At 30.2% G+C, this 23,426-nt stretch carries 20 protein-coding genes; 16 read left to right on the top strand and 4 right to left on the bottom strand.

What is annotated here, in order from left to right; genetic code table 11:
- Positions 1-866 precede the first annotated feature (866 nt).
- The 11 genes from A9G36_RS06095 (at position 867) to tsaB (ending at position 15,622) form a co-directional block, all read left to right on the top strand.
- Entirely contained in the window at positions 867-1,946 is a 1,080-nt protein-coding gene (locus A9G36_RS06095; protein ID WP_051824999.1) for a glycosyltransferase family 2 protein, read from the top strand.
- A 162-nt stretch (positions 1,947-2,108) separates the two neighbouring features.
- Entirely contained in the window at positions 2,109-3,140 is a 1,032-nt protein-coding gene (locus A9G36_RS06090) for a hypothetical protein (RefSeq protein WP_065585505.1), read from the top strand.
- Positions 3,141-3,478: 338 nt separating this feature from the next.
- Entirely contained in the window at positions 3,479-5,215 is a 1,737-nt protein-coding gene (msbA, locus tag A9G36_RS06085) for a lipid A export permease/ATP-binding protein MsbA (protein ID WP_065569242.1), read from the top strand.
- A 23-nt stretch (positions 5,216-5,238) separates the two neighbouring features.
- Positions 5,239-7,008 carry a lipid A ABC transporter ATP-binding protein/permease MsbA gene (msbA, locus tag A9G36_RS06080; protein ID WP_065569241.1) on the top strand — a complete coding sequence of 590 codons (1,770 nt, stop codon included), beginning with the start codon at positions 5,239-5,241 and terminating at the stop codon, positions 7,006-7,008.
- Positions 7,009-7,159: 151 nt separating this feature from the next.
- Positions 7,160-8,236 carry a glycosyltransferase family 10 domain-containing protein gene (locus A9G36_RS06075; protein ID WP_051824993.1) on the top strand — a complete coding sequence of 359 codons (1,077 nt, stop codon included), beginning with the start codon at positions 7,160-7,162 and terminating at the stop codon, positions 8,234-8,236.
- An 89-nt stretch (positions 8,237-8,325) separates the two neighbouring features.
- The gene (locus A9G36_RS06070; RefSeq protein WP_065569239.1) at positions 8,326-9,300 is read left to right on the top strand and encodes a glycosyltransferase family 8 protein; all 975 of its coding nucleotides are present in this window, start codon (positions 8,326-8,328) and stop codon (positions 9,298-9,300) included.
- Positions 9,301-9,441: 141 nt separating this feature from the next.
- Positions 9,442-10,431 carry a glycosyltransferase family 2 protein gene (locus A9G36_RS06065; RefSeq protein WP_034943353.1) on the top strand — a complete coding sequence of 330 codons (990 nt, stop codon included), beginning with the start codon at positions 9,442-9,444 and terminating at the stop codon, positions 10,429-10,431.
- Positions 10,432-10,491: 60 nt separating this feature from the next.
- Entirely contained in the window at positions 10,492-11,460 is a 969-nt protein-coding gene (locus tag A9G36_RS06060) for a glycosyltransferase family 8 protein (RefSeq protein WP_065574011.1), read from the top strand.
- A 12-nt stretch (positions 11,461-11,472) separates the two neighbouring features.
- A complete protein-coding gene (locus tag A9G36_RS06055; protein ID WP_034943349.1) occupies positions 11,473-12,666 on the top strand; it encodes a glycosyltransferase family 9 protein in 1,194 nt (397 codons plus the stop codon).
- A gap of 337 nt (positions 12,667-13,003) precedes the next feature.
- Positions 13,004-14,908, top strand: coding sequence for an ATP-dependent DNA helicase (locus tag A9G36_RS06050; protein ID WP_065569237.1), 1,905 nt, complete (start codon positions 13,004-13,006; stop codon positions 14,906-14,908).
- Between the two features lie 30 nt (positions 14,909-14,938).
- Positions 14,939-15,622: a tRNA (adenosine(37)-N6)-threonylcarbamoyltransferase complex dimerization subunit type 1 TsaB gene (gene tsaB / locus A9G36_RS06045; RefSeq protein ID WP_065569236.1), complete on the top strand. Its 684-nt coding sequence runs from the start codon at positions 14,939-14,941 to the stop codon at positions 15,620-15,622.
- 71 nt (positions 15,623-15,693) lie between these two features.
- Here the strand turns inward: tsaB and A9G36_RS06040 are convergent, their stop codons facing one another.
- Positions 15,694-15,960, bottom strand: a complete 267-nt coding sequence (locus A9G36_RS06040; protein WP_034943342.1) for a GrxA family glutaredoxin — start codon at positions 15,958-15,960, stop codon at positions 15,694-15,696.
- A gap of 273 nt (positions 15,961-16,233) precedes the next feature.
- On the opposite strand from A9G36_RS06040, the gene A9G36_RS06035 reads away from it, so the two are divergent.
- The 4 genes from A9G36_RS06035 to A9G36_RS06020 all read left to right on the top strand — a co-directional run bounded on the left by A9G36_RS06035 (position 16,234) and on the right by A9G36_RS06020 (position 19,146).
- Positions 16,234-16,923 carry a DUF2884 family protein gene (locus A9G36_RS06035; RefSeq protein ID WP_065569235.1) on the top strand — a complete coding sequence of 230 codons (690 nt, stop codon included), beginning with the start codon at positions 16,234-16,236 and terminating at the stop codon, positions 16,921-16,923.
- Positions 16,924-16,985: 62 nt separating this feature from the next.
- The gene (gene folD, locus A9G36_RS06030; protein WP_034943338.1) at positions 16,986-17,837 is read left to right on the top strand and encodes a bifunctional methylenetetrahydrofolate dehydrogenase/methenyltetrahydrofolate cyclohydrolase FolD; all 852 of its coding nucleotides are present in this window, start codon (positions 16,986-16,988) and stop codon (positions 17,835-17,837) included.
- A gap of 72 nt (positions 17,838-17,909) precedes the next feature.
- A complete protein-coding gene (gene ppiB, locus A9G36_RS06025; protein WP_034943336.1) occupies positions 17,910-18,401 on the top strand; it encodes a peptidylprolyl isomerase B in 492 nt (163 codons plus the stop codon).
- A complete protein-coding gene (locus tag A9G36_RS06020) occupies positions 18,370-19,146 on the top strand; it encodes a UDP-2,3-diacylglucosamine diphosphatase (RefSeq protein WP_051824992.1) in 777 nt (258 codons plus the stop codon). Before ppiB ends, A9G36_RS06020 begins: the two co-directional genes overlap by 32 nt.
- Here the strand turns inward: A9G36_RS06020 and A9G36_RS06015 are convergent.
- The 3 genes from A9G36_RS06015 to modA are packed head-to-tail and all read right to left on the bottom strand — an operon-like array spanning position 19,125 to position 21,266.
- Positions 19,125-19,805, bottom strand: coding sequence for an ATP-binding cassette domain-containing protein (locus A9G36_RS06015; protein ID WP_034943332.1), 681 nt, complete (start codon positions 19,803-19,805; stop codon positions 19,125-19,127). The two genes, A9G36_RS06020 and A9G36_RS06015, sit on opposite strands and share 22 nt — an antisense overlap.
- 3 nt (positions 19,806-19,808) lie before the next feature.
- The gene (modB, locus tag A9G36_RS06010; protein ID WP_034943329.1) at positions 19,809-20,501 is read right to left on the bottom strand and encodes a molybdate ABC transporter permease subunit; all 693 of its coding nucleotides are present in this window, start codon (positions 20,499-20,501) and stop codon (positions 19,809-19,811) included.
- Between the two features lie 9 nt (positions 20,502-20,510).
- Positions 20,511-21,266: a molybdate ABC transporter substrate-binding protein gene (modA, locus tag A9G36_RS06005; RefSeq protein ID WP_065569232.1), complete on the bottom strand. Its 756-nt coding sequence runs from the start codon at positions 21,264-21,266 to the stop codon at positions 20,511-20,513.
- A gap of 548 nt (positions 21,267-21,814) precedes the next feature.
- Here modA and modF point away from each other — a divergent pair.
- A complete protein-coding gene (modF, locus tag A9G36_RS06000; protein ID WP_065569231.1) occupies positions 21,815-23,275 on the top strand; it encodes a molybdate ABC transporter ATP-binding protein ModF in 1,461 nt (486 codons plus the stop codon).
- Positions 23,276-23,426: the final 151 nt, after the last annotated feature.

The following is a 23,426-nucleotide window of genomic DNA, read 5'->3' as shown; positions in this document are numbered from 1 at the left end:
ATCACCGATGATATCAGTCAATTTATCTAGATAATAGGTAAATTCTACCAACCGATAATTTGACAGCAATGCCAATGAATCCCTAATGCTTCTCGGTTGAAATTATTGATGATGTTGAAAGTTCTAATATAACGTTGATTTTGACTACTATCATTCATAAAATCCATTGATCAATATTTACCTTATTTATTGAAGAGCGTTCACTTTTTCTGGTGCTAATAGTGGGATACGCTTTTACGCTTTATTTTGAGGTTAAATTTTAACTCACAATATACCCAATAAATACGGCTATGCTTCCATTTATAGCCTAGATTTCAGATATACAATGAAAATATTTAGGCTCCCCAGGTAAATGTTTTTCATCTATATATTGTTCAATATCAAAATAATCGTTGAGTCATCTAGTAAGTTAAGTTGTAGTAAGCACTACCACTTAATCCATCAATAGAACAACTTATGGTAATTAAGATATATTTAGTAACTTGTAGCTCTTTTGCTGATGTTTTTCGTCTTTGGTGGGAGCTAGCTTGTTTATGATTTTCTCATGAAGCTGTGATTTTAAATTTAACTCAACAAGCTTGATTAATCTTCCGATATTTTGCTTCAAATTATTTTAAAAGTTTGTTATCTGAGTTTTCCATACTGTTATATTTTTCTCTCTATTTATAAAAGGCTGAATTACTCATGCCATATTTTCGGCAAAGCTCTTTAACTGGAATATCTACTTTGAGCTGTACTATTTTATGGGATAGCTATATAAAAAATACAAAGAAAAAATTAAAATAAGAAATTTCTTGGTTTTATCGTATAATAAAAAATTTACGTTAGAAAAAATTTTTCTCTATCAGTTATATTGTGAGGAATAGATGTTACCTGATATATCAATTATTATACCTGTATACAACTGTGATAAATTTATTAAAAAGTGCATTGATAGTTTATTAAATCAAACTTTTAAAAACATTGAAATTATATGCGTTAATGATGGTTCTAAAGATAATTCTTTAACTATATTGAATAGTTTTTCACAAAAAGATAAACGCATAATTGTTATTGATCAAGAAAATAGTGGGCCTGCAGAAGCAAGAAACAAAGGATTAAAAAAATCTTGTGGTGAATTCATTATGTTTTGTGATAGTGATGATTGGTACGAGCCAACAATGTGTGAAAAAATGTTGGAAACTATTCAATCTAAAAGTGTTGATTTAGCCATATGTAATTGTAATGTTGTCAAAGATGAACAAAAATATGATTTGCGTGATAATGATATTGATTATCATAAGCTAACTTATTATGGTCTTCATTCATTAACTTTTCCTTTTAAAACTAGAGTTAATAGTGTTCTTTGGAATAAAATTTTTAAAAGAAGTATTATTGAAAAATATAATATAGCCTTTCCTTCAGGTTATTATCATGATGATATGGCATTTGTATTGCAATATCTTTGTTGTGCAAAAACGATTTATGCTATTGATGTTCATCTTTATAATTATTTACTTCGAAGTGATTCTATAATGCATAAAACATATTTTTCAGCTAAAGATAGGAAAAAGATGTTTGATGCAATAGATGTAATGAAATATTTATTATTAAGGCTTTCAGATAATAATTTATTAAATGATAATAAGACTTATTTTATTGTAATATTATCAGGATTAATAAAATGGGTAATAGGGATGTGTAACAGTAAGGAAGAAATTATTTTCTTTTTAAATTATTGTAATGAAACCATATTATTTGATTTGGATCTTGATTGTTTTCCTGATATTGAAAATAAAGTTCCTCTACTGAATATAAAGGATAAATACTACCAGCCTTTTTATCAAGAAGATAATAAAAAGAAAAAAAAGAAACCCGTCAAAAAATTTATCAAAAAAGTATTAACTTTTAGTTTTTCTTATTTTCTTTTTCCTTATTATATTTATAAAACTTATAAAAAAATGTAATTATTTTCGAATAATAATTTCGGCTAGTTAATATTCTAAATATTATTCAAAAATAAGATGTATATAAAACACATAATTTACTAGTATGTTGTAATTATAAGTAAATTTCATTAGTATAATTTTAATGATTTATTTATATAATTTTAGGAAAATAAAAATTTTATGATTTATAAGAAAGTAAAAAATGGTGATACTCGTTATTATCAACTTTTTGGATTAAATTGTGTTAAAGTCGTAAATTCAAAAAGCTTAATGTGCGTTTATTTTTTTGGTTTTAAAATTTTGAAAAGAGTGAAATTAAACTATATTAAGTCTCTTACAGAAAAATTAGCAAATGAAGTTAGTATTATTCGAACTGAGAATGCAGCTAGGTATGAAAAGTTAGAAGGCTATATCAGTGAGCATATAAGTAAGATCACTTATAATATAGATAATAAATTCAATATATTTATGAATGAAATTGATGGACGCATTAATAATATTAATAGCCTATCTAAAAATATTGATAATCAATTTAATGGGTTATCTTTGAATATTAACAATATTAATGCTTATTCAAAAGCTCATATGGAAAGTTTTGCTGGTTTTAAAAATAAATTTACAGGTCAAGATATAGTCATTTTATGCACTGGTCCCACGCTTGCAAAATATCAGCCAATTGAAAATACAATCAATATTGGTGTAAATAGGGCTTTCAGACGTGGTGATATTAGCCTTGATTTTATTTTTATTCAAGATATCACTGGTCTTAAAAACGATATTGATGCAATAAATAATTATAATCCTGAAACATGTCAAAAATTTTATGGAAGCAGCATAACTTTTGGTGCTTCCATACCGGAAAAAGATTTAATTAAAGCCAATGCTAAGCGATATTATGTTGGCAGTTTCTTTACCGATTTTTTCCCTGATATTACATCTTCAGTTTTTCCAGAATATGGATCCGTTGTATTTTCTGCATTAGCATTTGCTCTTTATACTCATCCAAAGCGAATTTATTTAGTTGGGTGCGATGTATGCCAAAATGGCTACTTTGATAACGATGATCAAAATGCATTTTCTTCTAATATTGATTCTCTTTTAAATGGATGGCACGTATTTAAAAAGTTCAAAGATCAGTTTTATCCTGATATAGAAATAGTTTCTATTAATCCAATAGGATTGAAAGGAGTTTTTGAAGATGTTTATCAATAGAGTTTTAATTTTTAATGCTATAAAAAGTATTTAATAATTATTTCTATTAGAAATCATATAGTTATAAGATGTAAATAATTAACATAGAAATTAATTATATACTAGTATATATACTTTGAATGTTTTATTTTTTCTGCAATTATTTCAGCGCATTGTAAATGATTTCTAATTTTGGGATAGGTAAAAACTCAAATATAATTAATAGCTAGTATTAAATAATGTTCTGAAAATTGATTACATTATGTAATGTAAAAAAAAGGTAATAGTTCGATAATTTAATCAATACCGTTTTTTTTATAGTATAATCTTTCCAATTTACTTATATAAAATTTTAAATTATGTCCAAAAAATATAATTCCTTGACTGCACTTATAAAACTTTGGCCATTTGTAAAGCCATACAAAAAGGCTTTGTTTGTTGCAATTTTGGGTCTTTTATTAAATGCAATTACAGATTCAACTTTAATATCGTTGACCAAACCGTTGCTTGATAATGGTCTAATGGATAAAAACTATGGGCTTTTAATTACTATTGCTATTGCTATTATTGGGTTAATAGCATTAAGAGGCTTATCCAATTATGGATCAACCTATTGTTTATCTTGGTTGTCAGGTAAAGTTATCACTAAATTTAGACAAATGATTTTCAACCATTTAATGAAAAGTCCAGTTAGTTATCATGAAAAACAGTCTATTGGTGATTTAGTATCAATTATTACGTTTAACACTCAAATGTTATCGAAAGCTTCTTCTGATGCATTAATTATTCTTGTGCGCGAAATAACATACGCTGTTGGTTTATGTATAGTGATGTTTTATGGTAATTGGAAATTAGCATTAGTATTAATTATTCTTGTACCTTTAATTATTCTGGTTGCTCAATTTATTGCAAAAAGATTTAGAGAAACACTTACTTCGATGCAAAAAGGTATGGGGGAGATTACTGCCGCAGCTGATGAAATGCTAAAAGGGCATAAGGAAGTTTTAGTTTTTAATGCAAAAGAGTATGAACGATCTAATTTCAATGAAATTACTGACACTTTTCGACGTGGTTTACTTAAAATCGAATTTGTTTCCCGATTATCTACGCCGATTATACAGTTGATTGCAACATGTGGTTTAGGATTAATATTATATCTCGTTGCAAGCCAGAGTTTAGATATCACACCAGGTTCTTTTACTGTGGTTTTTTCTGCTATGGTTGCGGTGATGCGTCCACTACGGGAATTAACCAGTTTACATGTGGAATTACAAAAAGGTGCTGTGGCATGTGAATCATTATTTGAATTGCTTGACTCACCATTAGAAGAAGATAGTGGAACGATTGTTGCTAATCATATTCGAGGTGATATTGAGTTCAAAAATGTAACATATCAGTATCCAACGGCTCATTCACCAGCTCTTAATAATATTAATTTAAAAATTAAAGCAGGACAAACGTTAGCTTTAGTTGGGCGCTCAGGAGCAGGTAAATCAACTATTGCAAGCTTAATTCCTAGATTTTATGACTTAGAACAAGGTGAAATATGTTTAGATTCTATAAATGTCAAAGACTATACTTTAAAGTCATTAAGAAATCAAATTGGTTATGTGTCTCAGCAAGTACATTTATTTAATGGAACTATTGCAGATAATATTGTTTACGGTGAAAAAGGTCAGCATAGTCTAGAAGAGATTATTAATGCGGCTAAACTTGCTAATGCAATGGAATTTATTGATAAATTAGAGCATGGTATTGATACTGAAATTGGTGATAATGGTATTTTATTATCTGGAGGTCAGCGGCAACGTATTGCTATTGCAAGAGTATTATTACGAAATAACCCAATTTTAATTTTGGATGAAGCAACCTCAGCTCTCGACAACGAGTCAGAAAAGCTGGTCCAAGAAGCCATTGAAAGATTACAAAAAGGTAGAACTTCGATTATCATTGCTCATCGTTTATCGACGATTGAAAAAGCTGATCGTATTTTAGTTATTGATAGCGGTAGAATTGTAGAAGATGGCAATCACCAATCACTTATCGAACAAAATGGTATTTATGCATTAATGCATAAAATGCAATTTAACTCTTAAAATAGTTGATTTAGTAAAAAAATATGACTCAAAATAACCATAAAAATATTAATGATATAGATCGAGATTCATCAACATGGCAAACTTTTTTGAAGTTATGGCCATATATTGCACAACATAAATTTATTTTATTTATATCAGTAATTTTGTTAATTATTAGTGCATTTGCTGATACTTCATTGATTGGCATATTGCGCCCATTGCTTGATCGTGGGTTTTCAATGAATGATCAAGAGTTTTTATATATGGCACCCTTTTTCATCTTTGGTTTAGTACTGATGCGAGGTATTGCAAATTATGGTTATTCTGTATTTTTAGCCTTAGTTTCAGGTAAAATTGTTATGCGGATTCGACAAAGGTTATTTGCTCACTTTGTTGATGCTCCTGTTAGCTTCTACGATCAATCTTCAACAGGAAGGTTATTATCTAGAATTACTTATGATACAGAACAAGTCGCTGCTTCATCGTCAGATGCCTTAATTACAATAATACGTGAATCAGCTTTTGTATGTGGGCTTTTCTACACAATGTTTTATAACAGCTGGCAGTTATCGTTGTCTTTAATTATTGTTACTCCTATTGTTGTTAGCTTAATTACCTTTATTTCTGTAAAGTTTAGAAAATTAGCCAAAAATATGCAAAACTCCATGGGTAATGTTACCATGTCGGTCGAGCAAATGCTTAAAGGGCATCGAGAAATAATTGTATTTGGAGCCCAAGATGAAGAGTCAAAAAATTTTGAAAAAGTAAGTAATAAATTTCGTCGTGATGGTATGCGTTTAGTGTCTATATCAGCATTGTCTACACCAATTATACAATCAGTTATTTCCTTCGCAATAGCATTTGTCTTGCTTACTGCAAGTGATCCTGAACTAAATATAACACCAGGTGAATTTACTGTTGTTTTTTCATCATTAGTTGCATTAATGCAACCAATCAAAAGTTTAACGAGTGTTAATGCTAATTTTCAAAAAGGTATGGCTGCTTGTCAGACACTCTTTGCTATTTTAGAACAACCAGTAGAATCAGATAAAGGCACTGTAAATATCGAAAGAGTCAAGGGCGATATTAAGTTTAATCATGTATCTTTTGGTTATGAAACACGGCAAGATTTGGCTTTACAAGATATTAGTTTTTCAGTCCCAGCTGGAAAAACTGTAGCATTGGTTGGGCGATCAGGTTCAGGAAAAACGACAATAGCTAGTTTATTAGCGCGTTTTTATGATATTTCTGAAGGTGAAATATTCATTGACGGTTACAATATACAGGATTTAACGTTAAATTCTTTGCGTAATCAAATTGGATTAGTATCACAAAATGTTCATCTCTTTAATGATTCTATTGCTAACAATATTGCTTATGGTCGGATTGGTGAGTACACAATAGAGGAAATAGAAGAAGCTGCAAAAAAGGCTTATGCTTATGATTTCATTATACAATGTGAAAATGGATTTGATACCAAGGTTGGTGAAGGTGGTTCGCTATTATCTGGTGGGCAAAGACAACGAATTGCTATTGCTAGAGCACTTTTACGGAATAGCCCAATTTTAATTTTAGATGAGGCTACTTCTGCGCTAGATACTGAATCAGAAAGAGCCATTCAAAAAGCCTTAGATGAATTGCAAAAAGGCCGAACAGCTATTGTTATAGCACATAGATTATCTACTATTGAAAAAGCTGATGAAATATTAGTTATTGATAATGGGCATATAATTGAACGAGGTAATCATAAAACATTACTTCAAAAAGAAGGTATTTATGCTAAATTGTATTTATCAAATCAATTAGGATAATTTATTGTGGCATTGCAGATTTTACGGTTATATATTTAACAATAAATAAAATTCAAAAAAATTTGATTTGTATCGATATATTCATTGTTTATAGTGATTAATTTTAAAGCAGCAATGTAGTAAAGTTAGCTTAGAAATATAAGGTAATATGATGAGTTTAAAAAGGATTGTAGTCGATTTTATTTGTCTATTTATAAAAGATAACAAAAAAAAATATTTCTTTAAAAAGAAATATGGTAGTAAAACTCCTTATATATTATATAGAAAAAATGCAAAAATTTATGAAAATATCTATATTCCTATCTACAAGCCTAATGTAAGACTATGTTCCATTGAACCCGAAATTTACAATAAAAAAGGTGAAAAAATTCGGGTCATGTTTTTAAGAGATCGCTATCGCCCTGATGCTTCATCGCAAACAAGTAACCTTATCTATTGGGATAAATACAATTTCGAATTGCCTTTACATTTATATACCCATGGTCGTATGTTAGAAACAATGGGGTCACCACGTAATCGTTTTGGTGCTCTAGTTGAAACAAAAGGTATAAAACCAGATAGTTATGATATATTCAAAAACTATCAGGGGTTAGAAAAAGATTTTGATTTGATATTTACCTATGATGAAAAATTATTAAACGAAATACCAAATGCTCGATTTGTTCCTTTTTGTGCAGACATAAAACTTTTTACAAGAGATTTTATTATGTTACCTAACTTAGAGGGAATCTTTCAACAAAACTTATTTTATGAAAAGATAAAAAATATATCCATGATATCTTCCGGAAAAAGATTATGTGATTTACATCTTAAACGAATTGCGACTGCGATTAAATTAAAAAATAATCCCAATGTTGATACGTTTGGAACGTTTGACGGTGGTAACATTGTTGAACCTTATGATACTTTGAAAGATTATCGGTATTCTATTATCTTTGAAAATGAAATATCACCATATTGTTTTACCGAAAAATTGACAAATTGCTTTGCAACTCAGACAGTGCCTATCTACATTGGAGCGACTAAAATTTATGAATTTTTTGATGAAGATGGTATTATCCGAGTAGATGAAAGTGAAATTGATAATATTGAATATATAATTAATCAATGTAATGAGGCAGATTATTTATCTCGAAAAAAGGCGATTATGAAAAATTTCATTACCGTCCAAAAATTTGCAAATAATGAAGACTATATGTACAAAACTTATATAAAAGATAATTTTTGATATCGCGTTTTAATAATTTGTTCCAAAACTATTGGATTTAACTCAAAACGATAGCTTTTAATTAGTTGGTACAACAGTGGAAATAATAAATGATTAATATTAATGAATTCCTACAAAATAAAAAAGAAATAATTTTAAATAATAAAACATCGCCCGAACAATGGCATGTGCTTCTTTGTTTTGATGATGATTATGCCTTACCTGCAGGAGTAAATATCCACTCAATTATTAAAAATAATGCAGATAAAGCATTACATTTCCATTTATTTATGCAGAATGTATCAGATGCGAATAAAAGTAAAATAGCCCAACTTGCATCGGATTTAGTATCATTAACTGAATATGATATTAACGATAAACTCCAAATTCATACAAATAACACCAAATATTTTCCTGTTTCAGCTTGCCTACGCATAATTGCTCCATTAATTATATCTAAAGATATTAACAAATTACTTTATGTTGATAGCGATACATTATGTTTAGGATCATTAGAACAACTATTTAATACTAATTTAACTGATCAAGTTGTTGCTGCTGTCCCTGATGTTGAAAATACTCAAAAATCCCAATGCAAAAAATTTGAAATCGAATATGGTAATTATTTTAATTCCGGTGTAATTCTATATAACATCGAAAACTGGAATCAGTTAGATGTAACAAATAAAGCGCTAAATCTATTAAATGAAGGCGTAGCTTATAAATTCCCAGATCAAGATGTATTAAACCTTTTATTGAAAGATAAAGTATATTATCTTCCAAGAAAATATAATAATATTACAGTACTTACAGTTGAAGGAAATGAGGATTTGAAAGTATCTGATAACGCCATTTTTATTCATTATGTATCAGGTAGCAAACCATGGTTTAGACTTTATTTGACCCCTGTATATCAGCAATATATTAATGGATCGCCTTGGAGGGACACTTCATTATTATTAGCCAATAACAAATCACCTTCAACTACTCGCCGTTACGCTAAAATTTTATCGAATGAAGGTAAATATTGGAGAGCTGTTCTTTATTATACTCTATATTTAAAGCATAAAATTTGGAAAAAATGATTTAGCGAACTCAATAACATTTAGCTAAAATTGTATAAATCCAAGTAATCATTATTGGTGAAGAATAAAATCAGTTATATTATGAATGCAAAACAATGTATAACACATTAACGGTTTATAATTATTTTAATTAAGGTTTACATGAATATTAACCCTCTAATATCGGTAGTTATCCCTGCTTATAATACAAAAGATGTGATTGAAAAGACCCTTAAATCAGTGGAGGCGCAGACTTATCAAAATTACCAAATGATAATTATTGATGATGGATCAACCGATGGCACATCACAATTGCTAGATGAATATCAGCAAAATAATAATAAATGTATTGTTTATCATCAAACTAATAGTGGGGTATCAGCAGCAAGGAATAAAGGGATAGAATGTTCTACAGGTGAGTTTATTTGCTTTTTAGATAGTGATGACACTTATGCTCCTACCTTTTTTGAAACAATGTTATTACGACAACAGCAAACACATGGCAACATTGTTTATTGTGGATTTTATCGGATAAAAAAAAGTAGTATTGTTAAAGAGATATTTAATTTTAATGAGGGTAATATTGTCAAAAGTTTTCTTGAAAAATGCTTTCATATCTCAGGTATGCTGTTTAGACGTTCATTTTTAATCGACAATAACATCACATTCGATATCGATCTAAAAGTGTGTGAAGATATTTTCTTTACGATCAAAACAATAACTAAAAGTGATGTCTTTGTGGTAAAAGAGCACTTATTTAATTATTTTTATCGTGAAAAATCAGTAACAAATGCAACTGCAATAATTGATTTATATTTAGAAGATATTAACACATGGTCACGTATACAATTTTATTTAAATCAGAATTATCATTGTGAAGATCAACTTATTGTAAAGCAGTTGGTTCAATCAATTTTAGTCAAACTAAAAACAAAACTATTAATTGAATATTTAAAAAACTTCAACTACAAGCAAATTCGTAATTATCTTAATAAAGATTTAGGATTTATCAATGAGATAAAAATTGTTGATACACAATACTTACGTAAAACTGATCAAAAAAAAATAAAAATTATCAAATCTACTAACTTAATGGTTTGGATTTTTGGTAGCTTATATTATCGATATATTAGGCGTGGTTCAAAAAAGTAACTAAATGGATAAGTAGAAGTGTTTAATCTAATTAAACTGTAATAACAGGGCAGAAACAATATGAATAATCAAAAAATAAATATAGCCTTTTGTACAGATAGTAATTATCTTGAATATGTCGCAATTGCAATAAAATCAATTCAATTAAATAATTTACATAATTCTATACAATTCTATGTATTTTTATATGATGTTCCGAAAAGTGAACTTCAAATCTTTCAAAAACTTGATGCCCCTATTGAAATTCTGACAATTGACCAGCAAGAAATAGAAAAATATCAAAATGAGCATAAATTAAAACATATTAACCGTTCAATGTATATTCGGTTATTAGTCCCTCGACTACTATTAGGTAAAGTGGATAAATTTATCTATTTAGATGCTGATACGCTCTGTTTCAAAGACATATCTTCAATTAAACAGGTTGATATTGATACTGTAATATGTGCAGTAGTTTCAGACTCATTAAAACAGCAAAACGTAGCTAAAAATGTTAGTCGATTAAAATTAAATTCAGCGAATTATTTTAATTCTGGGTTCCTTTATATTAATACCAAAAATTGGTGTGAATTTGACGTTGAAAATAAAGTTAATGCCATTTTATTAAATCCTCAGTCAAAACTGATTTATCCAGATCAAGATGCATTAAATCTTGTTTTACAAAATCATGTTAAATTTATTGATTGTAGATGGAATTATCTTTTTACTTGGATGACTGAATCTGAAAAAGAACAATTTTTTTACCATGAAGATACTCTTCCTTATATTATCCATTTTACTGGAGCAAGAAAGCCTTGGTATCTTGAGCATATTGGGTTAGCTCAAAACTTATATGTTTTTTATAAACATTTCACGCCATGGCATAAGCAACCTTTAAAAAGTTATCTTCCGAGAATGAGAATTAATGATTATCGTATTTATGGAAAGTCCTTTTTAAAAAAAGGTAAATTATTTAAAGGGACAAAATTTTTAATAACTTATTTATTATTGAAATTAAACAAGAAAGAAAAAAATAACAAACCAAGCTAGGATTTAAAGAGTATGAGTAATTTTGTGTGGCAAATAAAGTTTTTACGTAAAAAAATAAAATTATTTTTTCTAAATACAATAAACAAACTATTAATATGCTGTTTTCCTAAAAGAAAAGAGGAATTTGATCCTTCAAAAATAAAAACAATTTTAATTGCTCGTAATGACAAAATTGGCGATTTGGTAGTGACCACCCCGTTAATCAAAAATCTCGCGCAAGCAGGCTATGATGTATATGTATCATCGCAACAAGGAAGTCTGGCTATTATTGAGCATAACCCATATGTAAAAGGCACTTTTAGCTACAATGACTATTCAATAAAAGATTTATTTCATACCATAAAAAAAATTAGGAAAAAGCATTTTGACCTTGTTATTGACACTAGGCCTTTTTATTCTTTCGAGATGAGAAAAATTATATTTTGCGCTTTTACCAACTCAACTCATTTAATGGGATTTAATAAAAGCAATGTGAAAACTTATAATATATCTATCCCTTATTATGATAATAATGCTCATATAACAAATCAGCTAAATATGGTATATACCTATTTAAATGTGAGAACTCATGATTACAGTTATGACCTTCATACATCATCAGCAAACGAAAAATATATATTAGATTTTTTATCCCAAAATAATATAGACAAATTTGTTATCGTTAATCCTTTTGGTGGAGCAAGAAAGCGGGAATTATCTCAATGGCAAATGGAATGCCTTGTATCAAGTTTGAAAGAAACAAAGTTTGGTTATCAAATAGTATTTATTGGTGAACCTAATAAACTGAATAAAATTGATGCAAAATTAGGATTAAAATTTAAATCTAACTCAATTTTAGATATTGTTGCCTTAGTAAAAAAATCATCATATGTAGTAACCGTTGACACTTCTATTGTTCATATCGCAGCCGCCTTTAATTTGCCATGCTTAACGATCTATTCTGAATCTATCTTATATGAAGAAACTGATGATATTAATTTAAAAATGCGAAGAAAATGGAAAAACTATTTTAAGCAGTCTTGTAATTATCTTGTTGATAAGACTTATTTAAACCAACATAACTTAACAGTTGAATTACCTTATTGTTATGAACAATTATGGGCACCAAATAACCCAAATGCCAAACAAATTGTTTTTTATAAGTCTTTTTTAGGTAAAGTAGATAATAATGAATTTATCAATCGGATTTCGGATAGTATGCCATAATGAAATTTAACAAATTATTTTTATAGACTCAAATCAATATTAATCTGCCATTTGGTAATAAAACCTAATTTACCAAATGGATAATTTATTTAGTAAATATTTTTTTAGTTACTCTTATTTTTAGTATTATTTCATTAAATTAGGTTTGAATTCAAATATATCTTTTTTGAAAAGTTATTGTTATAGTATGACTAATTCATAGGTTATTAATTATCCCATTCCATTGTAATAAATACAGCTGTTTTACACTGTTTCTTATAGTATAACCTTGTATAATTTATTAAATAATTTTTAAAAGTTTATTTAAAGCTGTTTTTTTTAATTAGGTGTGATTTAAGTGATTGATGATTTTGCAGATAATGGTTTGCTAGCTAAAACTATTGAAGGCTTTGTGGCTCGAGAACCACAAAGGATCATGGCAAGTAAAATTACTGAGTCAATAAAAAAACAGCAATCGCTTGTTGTTGAAGCAGGAACTGGAACGGGTAAAACATTTGCTTATTTAGTACCTGCTTTGCGAAGTGATAAAAAAGTAATATTGTCAACTGGTTCTAAAAACCTACAAGAACAGTTATTTAGTAAAGACTTGCCAATTATCAAAAAGGCATTGAATTACACGGGCAAAGTATCGTTGCTTAAAGGACGCTCTAATTACCTTTGTTTAGAACGGTTGTATCACCAATATGCTGCTGCGGGTGATCTTAATAAAGAGCTAAGAGTGGATTTAGCACGTGTAAAGAACTGGTCAATTAAAACAAAAGATGGTGATATTAGCAAATGTGCTAACGTGACTGAAGAGAATGCAATTTGGACAATACTGACGAGCACTAATGAGTCTTGTCTTGGCAGTGATTGCGAGCATTATAACGATTGTTATGTTGTCAAAGCCCGTAAACGTGCATTAAATGCAGATATTGTTGTAGTTAATCATCATCTATTTTTGGCGGATATTGTTGTTAAAGATACTGGATTTGGCGAACTTATACCTAAAGCTGATGTCATGATTTTTGATGAAGCACATCAATTGCCAGATTTAGCTTGTCATTATTTTGGGCAACAATTGAGTAGCAGGCAATTATTTGATTTATCTAAACAAATTATGCTTTGTTATCGGACGGAAGTAAAAGATATGTCTCAATTACAGCAGTGTGCAGATAAATTGCAAAAAAGTGTTCAAGATCTACGTATCATTGTTAGCCAGCAAGCCCCAAAAGGAAACTTGCGATATCTTTTGAGTCAAGAATCAATAAAAAATGAGTTGTCTTATCTATTTGATGTATTGAACTTTTGTCATGAGATTCTATTATTGGGTTTAGGGCGGTCCACCACATTAGATAACTGTTTTGAACGAGTGAATCAATATATTTTACTTTTAAAAAGATTAAGCGAAACAAAAGTAATGGGGTTTAGTTACTGGTATGAAAGTACACCTAACTATTTTATATTTGCTTTAACACCCTTATCCGTTTCGGATAAATTTGCTGAACTGTTAGTTGAACGAAAAGGATGCTGGATATTTACTTCTGCAACATTATCGGTTGATAATCAATTAGGCTATTTTACTAAACGTTTAGGACTAATTAATGCCGATTCATTGATACTAGAAAGCCCTTTTGATTATCAACATCAAACGATATTATGTGTTCCTCGTTATATTCCTTCTCCTAATGAAAAAGGTAATGCTGAAAAACTTGTTGAAATTTTATTACCTGTAATCGAAGCAAATAACGGGCGTTGTTTTTTCTTATGTACTTCTTACGCCATGGTGAATGCTTTAGCTAAGCAATTTAGGGAACTAATACAATTACCAGTGCTAGTCCAAGGGGAAACCAGCAAAATTAAGTTACTTGAACAGTTTATTCAAAGCGGCAACGCATTATTAATTGCTACTAGTAGCTTTTGGGAAGGCATTGATGTTAGAGGCGATACTCTATCATGTGTTATTATAGATAAATTGCCTTTTATATCACCAGAAGATCCATTGATTAAAGCTCGGATGGAAGATTGCCAAATGCAAGGTGGTGACGCATTTGATGAAGTACAGTTACCCGAAGCGGTAATCACTTTAAAACAAGGTGTTGGGCGATTAATTCGCCACCATGATGATCGGGGGGCGATTATTATCTGTGATAATCGTCTAGTGATGCGACCTTATGGTGCAACTTTTATTAATAGCTTGCCACCTTCGCCAAGAACTCGAGATGTTAATAAGGTTATTAATTTCCTATTAACTAAACGCTGATTTGAAAAGATTAATTATTTTGAGGAAAAAATGAGTACTATTTTAGCCATTGATACTTCAACAGAAGCCTGTTCCGTAGCTTTGTCCTACCAGAACGAAATCACATATGATTTTATTATCTCTGCTCGCGATCATACCAAACAAATATTGCCAATGGTTGATAAATTACTCAAACAATCTGATTGTTCACTTTCAAAAATTGATGCAATCGCTTTTGGACAAGGTCCTGGTAGTTTTACTGGTGTTCGAATCGGCATTGGGGTTGCACAAGGTTTGGCTTTAGGCATTGATAAACCAATGATTGGTGTATCAACTCTTATGACTTTAGTGCAAGGTGTATACCGTACAGAACAGGCAACAGATATAATTGCAGCTATTGATGCGAGAATGAATGAAGTTTATTTAGGGCAGTATCGTTATATTAATAATCAATGGCAAACGATAATACCCGAATGCGTTATTGCTCCGGAACAAGTAATCGAAAAAGTGCAGAATATTAATGAAAATAGTTATAGTGCTGGTACCGGATGGCAAACTTACCCAAATATGCTTAACAATATAAAACGAAGTAATATTTTACTGCCTCATGCTCAAGATTTAATTGTGATTGCAGATCAAAAATGGAAAAGAAAAGACATAATTAACGTTGAAGAAGTTGAACCAACTTATTTGCGTAATGAAGTAACATGGAAAAAACTACCTGGACGTCAATAAAATAGAGTAAACATAAAAATTTAAGCCTCATTTTTGGGGCTTAAATTTTATATGAAAATTATTAATATTACTTATTCTTTATAAAGTCCTAAATGCTCTTTTGCATAAGCTTCGAAATCAGTACAACCGCCGATTGGTTTTTCATCAATAAAAATCTGTGGAACTGTTTCTACAGGTTTTCCAACGCTCTTAGATAAATCTTCTTTCGTGATACCTTCAGCATTAATATCTACATAACGATATGAAAAATCATCGCGTTCTTGTGAAAGCTTTTCGGCAAGCTCTTTTGCTCGCACACAGTAAGGACACCCTTGACGCCCGAAAATTACGGTATACATTTAACACCTCTGGTAAGTGAATTTAAGTTGCATTTACTATACTTAACTTTTAGAAAATTAAAAGTATCTAATTATAGTTAATCAAAAAGATTATATCCATTAATTTGACTGTTTGAAAGTGAGTTAGCTTTAAAAATAGTATCTAGCGAGTTTTTCCATTATTTTCAATTTTATGTTCTATTTATCAATACATAAGCAGTGAGCCATCTTTTGTTATCTTTGTGACCAAATAATAGATTATAATCTAACTTTGATAACTAATTGGGTGTAAATATGTTAAAAAAAATTTTATTTGTTTTAGTATTATTTCCCTTCATGGTTTTTGCATCTTATAAGGAATGCATGGTTAAACCAAGTTACAATATAACAATTAATGACCAAAATGTGCATATTTTTAATAAAAAAAGTGATATGTTAATATTACCTGATGGTGAGGTAATTTTTAATGGTAAATCGATAGCCTTAGGGTCACAATTACAAAATGTAACAACTCAATTTCAGCAAGAGTTACGGCAACATCTACCACAATTGGAACAACAGACTTTAAATTTGTTAAGAGAAGTATATGAAATATTTGAAAAGGCGATTCAAACAAGATTAAATAATGATAGCCAACTAAGTAGCGAATTAAAAACATTATATAAGCGTCTTGTAAACTTATTACAGCAATCAATAGTTACTATCAACAATGAAACCTATTTTAATTATAAGAATTATAATAATTTAAAAAAAGATGGTGAAGCTATTGGTCAAGAAATTTTTTTAAATGTTGTGGGAAACAGTATTTTACAACTAAATATATTTAAAAATTACAATGCAATTAAACAAATATCTAAAAAAGAATGGAAATTGCAAAAACCGAAATTAAAAGTATTTGATGAGTATGTTTGTTCTGTTATTACCCATATAGATGAGCAATATCAAAAAATATTAATTTATCTTAATCAATTGAATGACAAGTGAATAGACATTAATAAAAACTTTTGCGAGAATATTATTTTTATTTGGATAAAGAATTAAAGCCCATGACTGCACATATAATTGATGGTAAAGCATTAGCACAACAAGTGCGAAATGACATTGCGACTAAGGTAAAAATTCGGATTGAAAAAGGGTTATCTGTCCCTGGGCTTGCAGTAATACAAGTGGGTTCAGATCCTGCATCGAAAATTTATGTTAAAAATAAGCGAAAAGCTTGCGAAGATGTTGGTTTTATTTCATTTGATTATGACTTTCCTTATTCGACGACGGATGAACTGTTAGCACTAATTGATGAATTAAATTGTCGCATTGATGTGCATGGGATTTTAGTACAACTTCCATTACCCGATAACATCGATAAAACTAAAGTGCTTGAACGCATAGAGCCGAGTAAAGACGTAGATGGTTTTCATCCATATAATATTGGGCATTTATTACAACGTGACCCAATTTTACGCCCATGTACTCCTTATGGTATAGTTAAACTATTAAAATCTACAGGTATAAACCTATCTGGATTAAATGCTACTGTTGTTGGTGCATCAAGTATTGTTGGTCGCCCAATGGCCTTAGAATTGTTGCTATTAGGTTGTACAACAACCATTACTCATAGTCGAACAATAGATCTTGCAAAACATGTAAATAATGCTGATATTGTGATTGCTGGTGTAGGTATACCTAATTATGTAAAAGGTGAATGGATAAAACCAGGTGCAATTGTAATTGATGTTGGTATTAATCGTTTACCTGATGGTAAACTAGTTGGGGATGTCGAGTTTGATACAGCCATGAAGCGTGCTGGTTGGATCACACCTGTTCCTGGTGGTGTAGGTCCGATGACAGTAGCAATGTTAATGAGCAATACGCTTGAAGCATGCGAAAAATTTAATAAATAAATTATTTTATGTTAGACACATTTTTAATGTATTGAAATAAATCATTTAAAAATGGAAAATAAGGAACATGTTATGATCATACTTCATACTAATTTAGGTGACATTAAAGTTAAAACTTTTAATGATAAAGCACCAGAAACAGTTAAGAATTTTATTGAATATTGCCAAGAAGGTTTTTATAATAATACTATTTTTCATAGGGTTATTGATGGTTTTATGATTCAAGGCGGTGGCTTTGAACCCGGTATGAAACAGAAAAAAACAAAGGCGCCAATTAAAAATGAGGCGGATAATGGCATAAAAAATAATCGTGGGACATTGGCGATGGCTCGCACCCCAGATCCTCATTCGGCAACTGCACAGTTTTTCATTAACGTGGTTGATAATGATTATTTGAATTTTCGCTCGCCAGATATGAGTGGTTATGGCTATTGTGTTTTCGCTGAAGTTGTAGACGGGCTTGACGTTGTAGATAAAATTAAATCCGTAAAAACCGGGCGCGATGGTATGCATTCTGACGTCCCAGTTGAAGATGTCATCATTACGAGTGTTACGGTTGAATAATCCTGCCCGTTATTTTATTGCTGATATTCATCTAGCAGACAATGAGCCTGCCTCCGGTCATTTTGGCGTGTTGGGAGGCTTTCTATCTTTTTTAGATACCTTACCTGAGAAATGTGAATTATATATTTTAGGTGATCTGTTTGATTATTGGGTTGGTGATGATGTGAGAACCAATTTGAATAAGAAGATTGCTCAAGCATTAAATGCACTATCCCAAAAGCAGATTACTAAATATTTTGTACATGGTAATCGTGATTTTTTATTAGGGAATAAATACGCTCAATTATGTGATATGACGATTTTGTCTGATATTAGCAGCTTACCAAATCAGGACAAAAATATCATTTTATTACATGGAGATTTATTGTGTATAGATGATCTGCAATATCAAAAATTTCGTAATGTTATGCACAATAAATGGCTTCAAAAGCTATTTTTATTTTTACCATTTTTCATTCGACTGAAAATTGCAGATAAATTGCGAAAGAAAAGTAGCCAGCATAATCAAATAAAACCTCAAATTATTATGGATGTGAATCAGCAAGCTGTAGTTGAAATGATGATTAAACATAATGCAAATATTATGGTACACGGTCATACTCACAAACCAGCAAACCATCATTTTTTCATTGAAGGTAAATCTGTATCTAGAATTGTACTGGGTGCATGGCATGATGGTATTTCGTACATTAAACAGGAACAAAATAGTAACCAATTAAAACTCTATAGCCATTCTTTCAAATAGTTGGTCTTTAAAATATGTTCTGTTTTACCATAATTTATTAATTTACCTTGTTCTAAAATGGCGACATGATTAGCTATTTTTTTTACTTCATTAATATTATGCGTGACATAAATAATGGGAATATCAAAATTATAATTTAATTTTTGAATATAGGTTAATAACTCTTTTTTTCTAGGCATATCAAGTGCAGAAAGTGGTTCATCCATTAGTAATAATGTTGGATCCGTTAATAATGCTCGGCCTATAGACACACGCTGTTTCTCACCACCTGATAACATTGCTGGATAACGGTTTAACAATGAACGAATATTAAGTACATCAACGATCTCATCAAACCTATTATAGGTTAATTCATTCATCCCATAAGTGAGATTTTTGATGATTTTATAATGAGGAAATAGTAAAGCATCTTGAAAAACAGTACCAATATGCCTGTTTTCTGGTACGACAAATAGATTATTATTAGTATCAACAAGTAGTTTATCATTAAGGATAATATAACCGTGATCCGGCTTAGTTAATCCATTAATCATGCTTATTAACGTTGACTTACCTGAACCGGAAACACCTAATATTGCAGTAATACCTTGGCAGGGAATGTCATGATGAAATTGAAATAAAAAAGAAGGGATCTGCTTATTAATATGTATCTTTAACATAGTTTATTGCCCAGATAATTTATTTTTATGCCTACGGTTCAATGCTTCTGATAAAACTAGTGCAATTAATGACAATAGAATAGAAATAGTACATAATCGTAACGCTGCTGATTCACCATTTGGGGTCTGTAATAATGTATACATTGCTAATGGTAATGTGCGCGTTTCACCTTGAATATTGGATACAAAGGTAATAGTTGCGCCAAACTCACCTAAACAACGTGCAAAGCTTAAAATCACCCCCATTAAAATCCCCGGAAAAGCTAAAGGTAAAGTGATAGTCATGAAGACACGAAATTTATGTGCACCGAGTGTTCGAGCTACATTTTCTAAACGCGTATCTATTGATTCAATAGCCAAACGAATTGAGCGCACCATAAGTGGAAAAGCAACCACTCCTGAAGCTAACGCAGCACCTTGCCAATTGAAACTAAAGCTAATGTTTAAATATTCATTTAACCACTGACCAATAACACCACGTCGCCCCATAGTTAATAGCAATAAATAACCTAAAACAACAGGCGGTAACACTAACGGAAGGTGTACAAAACTGTCAAACAAGGACTTACCAAAAAATTTGCATCGAGCTAAAACCCAAGCAGTTAAAATTCCTATCGGCAAACTAAAAAATATTGCCGCACTAGCTATTTTTAAGCTTAGTAATAATGTTTGCCATTCAATTTCGGTCAATATCATATGCGTAATTTACTGTTTAGTTATAAACCCGTATTTTTCAAAGATAACTTTGGCTTGTGGTGATTGTAAATATTGATAAAAATTTATCGCATTAGTATTTAGTAAGGTTATTGGATATTCAATTGACTTAAAAGTATTGGTAGGAAAAATACCGATAATTTTTACTTTATCACTTACTCTAGCGTCAGTATTATATACAATCCCGAGGGCAGCTTCATTACGCTCCACTAACATAAGAGCATCACGAACATTGGTGGCAGGAGCAAATCGTGATGATAATTTATCAAAAACGCCTAAATTAATGAGTGATTCTTTGGCATAAAGTCCTGCTGGAACATGTTCAGGATCACCAAGAGCTATTCTTTCTTCTTTAGGTAAGATTTTATCCCAATCTGTTTTAGCATTAATTTCAATAGAATTTAATTTAGATTGTATTGGTGCGATTAAAACGAGAGTATTTTTTAATAAATCTTCTTTATTAGTCGTTAAATGATGATCAATAAGATAGGTCATCCATTTTTGATCCGCTGACATAAATATGTCTGCTAACGCACCTTGTTCAATCTGTTTAGCTAATATTGAGGAAGATGCAAAAGAAAACACAATATCGGCATCATTATGTTCATCTTTATAAATTGTTGCAATATCTTGCATAGCGTTGGTTAGGGACGCAGCTGCAAAGACTGTTATTTTTTCAGTAGCATTCGATGAGAAAATCAGCACCACTGTAGCAGCAGTAAAAATCATTCCAAATATTTTTTGCATTTTATTCCTTACATAATTGAGATGCCAATCTTATTTTTTATAAGTATGCTGCCATAACTTATATTTATCACCTTTATTAATTAGTGTTATGTAAAATGAAATATAACGATATTACCAAACTTAATTTATAAAGTACAACTAAAGTTCAGTTTTAATACAATGTTCTATAAATATTAAGTTTATTTAATTTTTCGTATTATCAAAATTTTTATATAAGTAAATATGACCAATATTTGAGATGATTTTTCGTAAGTTTTGATGTCATATTGAAAAAGATTACAATGAGCTTTAGTGTGAGTAATAATTAAGCAAAAATGCTTTTTATGGTGTTAACATTATGTTTTTCCAAGAAATACAATTAATATTAAATTAAAAAAGATGGTCAAGAGAGTGATTGATTGTTAATTATCATCGGGTATAAAGTTATATATCACCAAGTTAACTCAATATATCGAGATTTTATGATTAATGGAATAGAGATAAATTATGCTATCCATTAATCCACAGCATATAATTATCGTGACTATTGTTTAGGTAAAGGAGGGATCATGTTAGAAATAGAAAAAGCATGCTTTAAGATAAATGACTTTAGAGTCTTTGATATTCAATCCCTGACTATTAAGCAAGGTAGTAATACGGCTTTTATTGGGCGTAATGGAAGTGGAAAATCCATATTAGTTAAAGCATTGGTTGGCGAGCAGCAACTCTTATTTGGTAAAGTGCTTAACGAATTTAAATCGATAACGCATATTTCGTTTGAGCAGCTACAAAAGTTGATTGATGATGAATGGAAACGAAATAATACCGACATGTTGAGTGAAGGTGAAAACGATACTGGATTAACAACAGCACAGATTATCCAAGAAAATAATTCGGACAATGTGCTTTGTCAAATGTTGGCTAAACAATTTGGAATAACTAACCTTTTATCTAGACGTTTTAAATATCTTTCAACAGGTGAGGCTCGTAAAACGCTTATTTGTAAGGCATTAATGCAACAACCAGAGTTACTGATATTAGATGAACCCTTTGATGGTTTAGATGTTGCATATCGAGAAAATTTGACCAATATACTTTCTGCCTTATCTGAGCAAGGTATTACTATTGTTTTAGTTTTAAATCGGTTTAATGAAATTCCCGCATTTATTAATAATATTGGTATATTAGCTGATTGCCAGCTGTTGAAATTTGGTTTAAAAGACACAATATTAGAGGATACAATGGTTAAGCAGCTAGTCTATTTAGAAAACATATCTAACTTACCATTGCCTGATGCTGATGGCCCAGCAATCCAACTAGCAGATGAATTAGATCGTATTAGTTTAAATAATGGTTATGTTAGATATGACAATAAAATCGTTATTAATGGATTAACTTGGCATGTTAAAGCACATCAAAATTGGCAAATTATCGGACCTAATGGTTCTGGCAAATCAACATTGTTAAGTTTAATCACCGGGGATCATCCTCAAGGTTATAATAATGACCTTACTTTATTTGGCCGCAAGCGAGGTTCTGGTGAGACAATATGGGAAATAAAACGACATATTGGTTACGTTAGTAGCAGTTTACATCTTGAGTACCGTATGAATATTAGCGTTAAAGCAGTATTAATATCGGGCTATTTTGATTCGATAGGTTTATACCAAGCTACAAGTGATAAACAAGTTAAATTGGCTGATGAATGGCTACAATTATTAGGTTTGCAATTGCAATCTGATAAACCATTTCATTCGCTTTCATGGGGGCAACAGCGATTAGTTTTAATAGCCAGAGCCTTGGTTAAACATCCCTCGCTGCTTATTTTAGATGAACCGTTACAAGGGCTCGATCATTTAAATAGAGAATTGGTTAAGAGATGGATAGATCGTTTAATTAAAGAGGGAAATACACAATTACTTTTTGTGTCTCATCATGTTGAAGATGCTCCAAAATGTATCACACATCGACTAACTTTTGTGCCTAATGTTGATTTTAGCTATCAATATAAGTTAGAGCAGATAAAATAAATTGTTAGTTTTCTACTATCAAATAATAGAATAAAAATAGAAAAAAACGATGTTTTTAGTATGTTATAAACCTCCTTTTTTTTCTCAAAAGTTGAAAAAAGTTTAAAAAGACTATACTTATAGAGTTATCCCCCAAGCCTGTGGATAACTC

Source organism: Gilliamella sp. Choc6-1 (assembly GCF_001690385.1).
Classification (GTDB): Bacteria; Pseudomonadota; Gammaproteobacteria; order Enterobacterales; family Orbaceae; genus Gilliamella; species Gilliamella apicola_A.
Note: the sequence above shows the minus strand (reverse complement) of the source record. Positions and strands in the feature narration are given on the sequence as shown.

Bases quoted from the DNA above. Each gene is read 5' to 3' on its own strand.
- A9G36_RS06095 (WP_051824999.1), top strand. From the start codon at position 867: ATGTTACCTGATATATCAATTATTATACCTGTATACAACTGTGATAAA.
- A9G36_RS06090 (WP_065585505.1), top strand. From the start codon at position 2,109: ATGATTTATAAGAAAGTAAAAAATGGTGATACTCGTTATTATCAACTT.
- msbA (WP_065569242.1), top strand. From the start codon at position 3,479: ATGTCCAAAAAATATAATTCCTTGACTGCACTTATAAAACTTTGGCCA.
- msbA (WP_065569241.1), top strand. From the start codon at position 5,239: ATGACTCAAAATAACCATAAAAATATTAATGATATAGATCGAGATTCA.
- A9G36_RS06075 (WP_051824993.1), top strand. From the start codon at position 7,160: ATGAGTTTAAAAAGGATTGTAGTCGATTTTATTTGTCTATTTATAAAA.
- A9G36_RS06070 (WP_065569239.1), top strand. From the start codon at position 8,326: ATGATTAATATTAATGAATTCCTACAAAATAAAAAAGAAATAATTTTA.
- A9G36_RS06065 (WP_034943353.1), top strand. From the start codon at position 9,442: ATGAATATTAACCCTCTAATATCGGTAGTTATCCCTGCTTATAATACA.
- A9G36_RS06060 (WP_065574011.1), top strand. From the start codon at position 10,492: ATGAATAATCAAAAAATAAATATAGCCTTTTGTACAGATAGTAATTAT.
- A9G36_RS06055 (WP_034943349.1), top strand. From the start codon at position 11,473: ATGAGTAATTTTGTGTGGCAAATAAAGTTTTTACGTAAAAAAATAAAA.
- tsaB (WP_065569236.1), top strand. From the start codon at position 14,939: ATGAGTACTATTTTAGCCATTGATACTTCAACAGAAGCCTGTTCCGTA.
- A9G36_RS06040 (WP_034943342.1), bottom strand. From the start codon at position 15,960: ATGTATACCGTAATTTTCGGGCGTCAAGGGTGTCCTTACTGTGTGCGA.
- A9G36_RS06035 (WP_065569235.1), top strand. From the start codon at position 16,234: ATGTTAAAAAAAATTTTATTTGTTTTAGTATTATTTCCCTTCATGGTT.
- folD (WP_034943338.1), top strand. From the start codon at position 16,986: ATGACTGCACATATAATTGATGGTAAAGCATTAGCACAACAAGTGCGA.
- ppiB (WP_034943336.1), top strand. From the start codon at position 17,910: ATGATCATACTTCATACTAATTTAGGTGACATTAAAGTTAAAACTTTT.
- A9G36_RS06020 (WP_051824992.1), top strand. From the start codon at position 18,370: ATGTCATCATTACGAGTGTTACGGTTGAATAATCCTGCCCGTTATTTT.
- A9G36_RS06015 (WP_034943332.1), bottom strand. From the start codon at position 19,805: ATGTTAAAGATACATATTAATAAGCAGATCCCTTCTTTTTTATTTCAA.
- modB (WP_034943329.1), bottom strand. From the start codon at position 20,501: ATGATATTGACCGAAATTGAATGGCAAACATTATTACTAAGCTTAAAA.
- modA (WP_065569232.1), bottom strand. From the start codon at position 21,266: ATGCAAAAAATATTTGGAATGATTTTTACTGCTGCTACAGTGGTGCTG.
- modF (WP_065569231.1), top strand. From the start codon at position 21,815: ATGTTAGAAATAGAAAAAGCATGCTTTAAGATAAATGACTTTAGAGTC.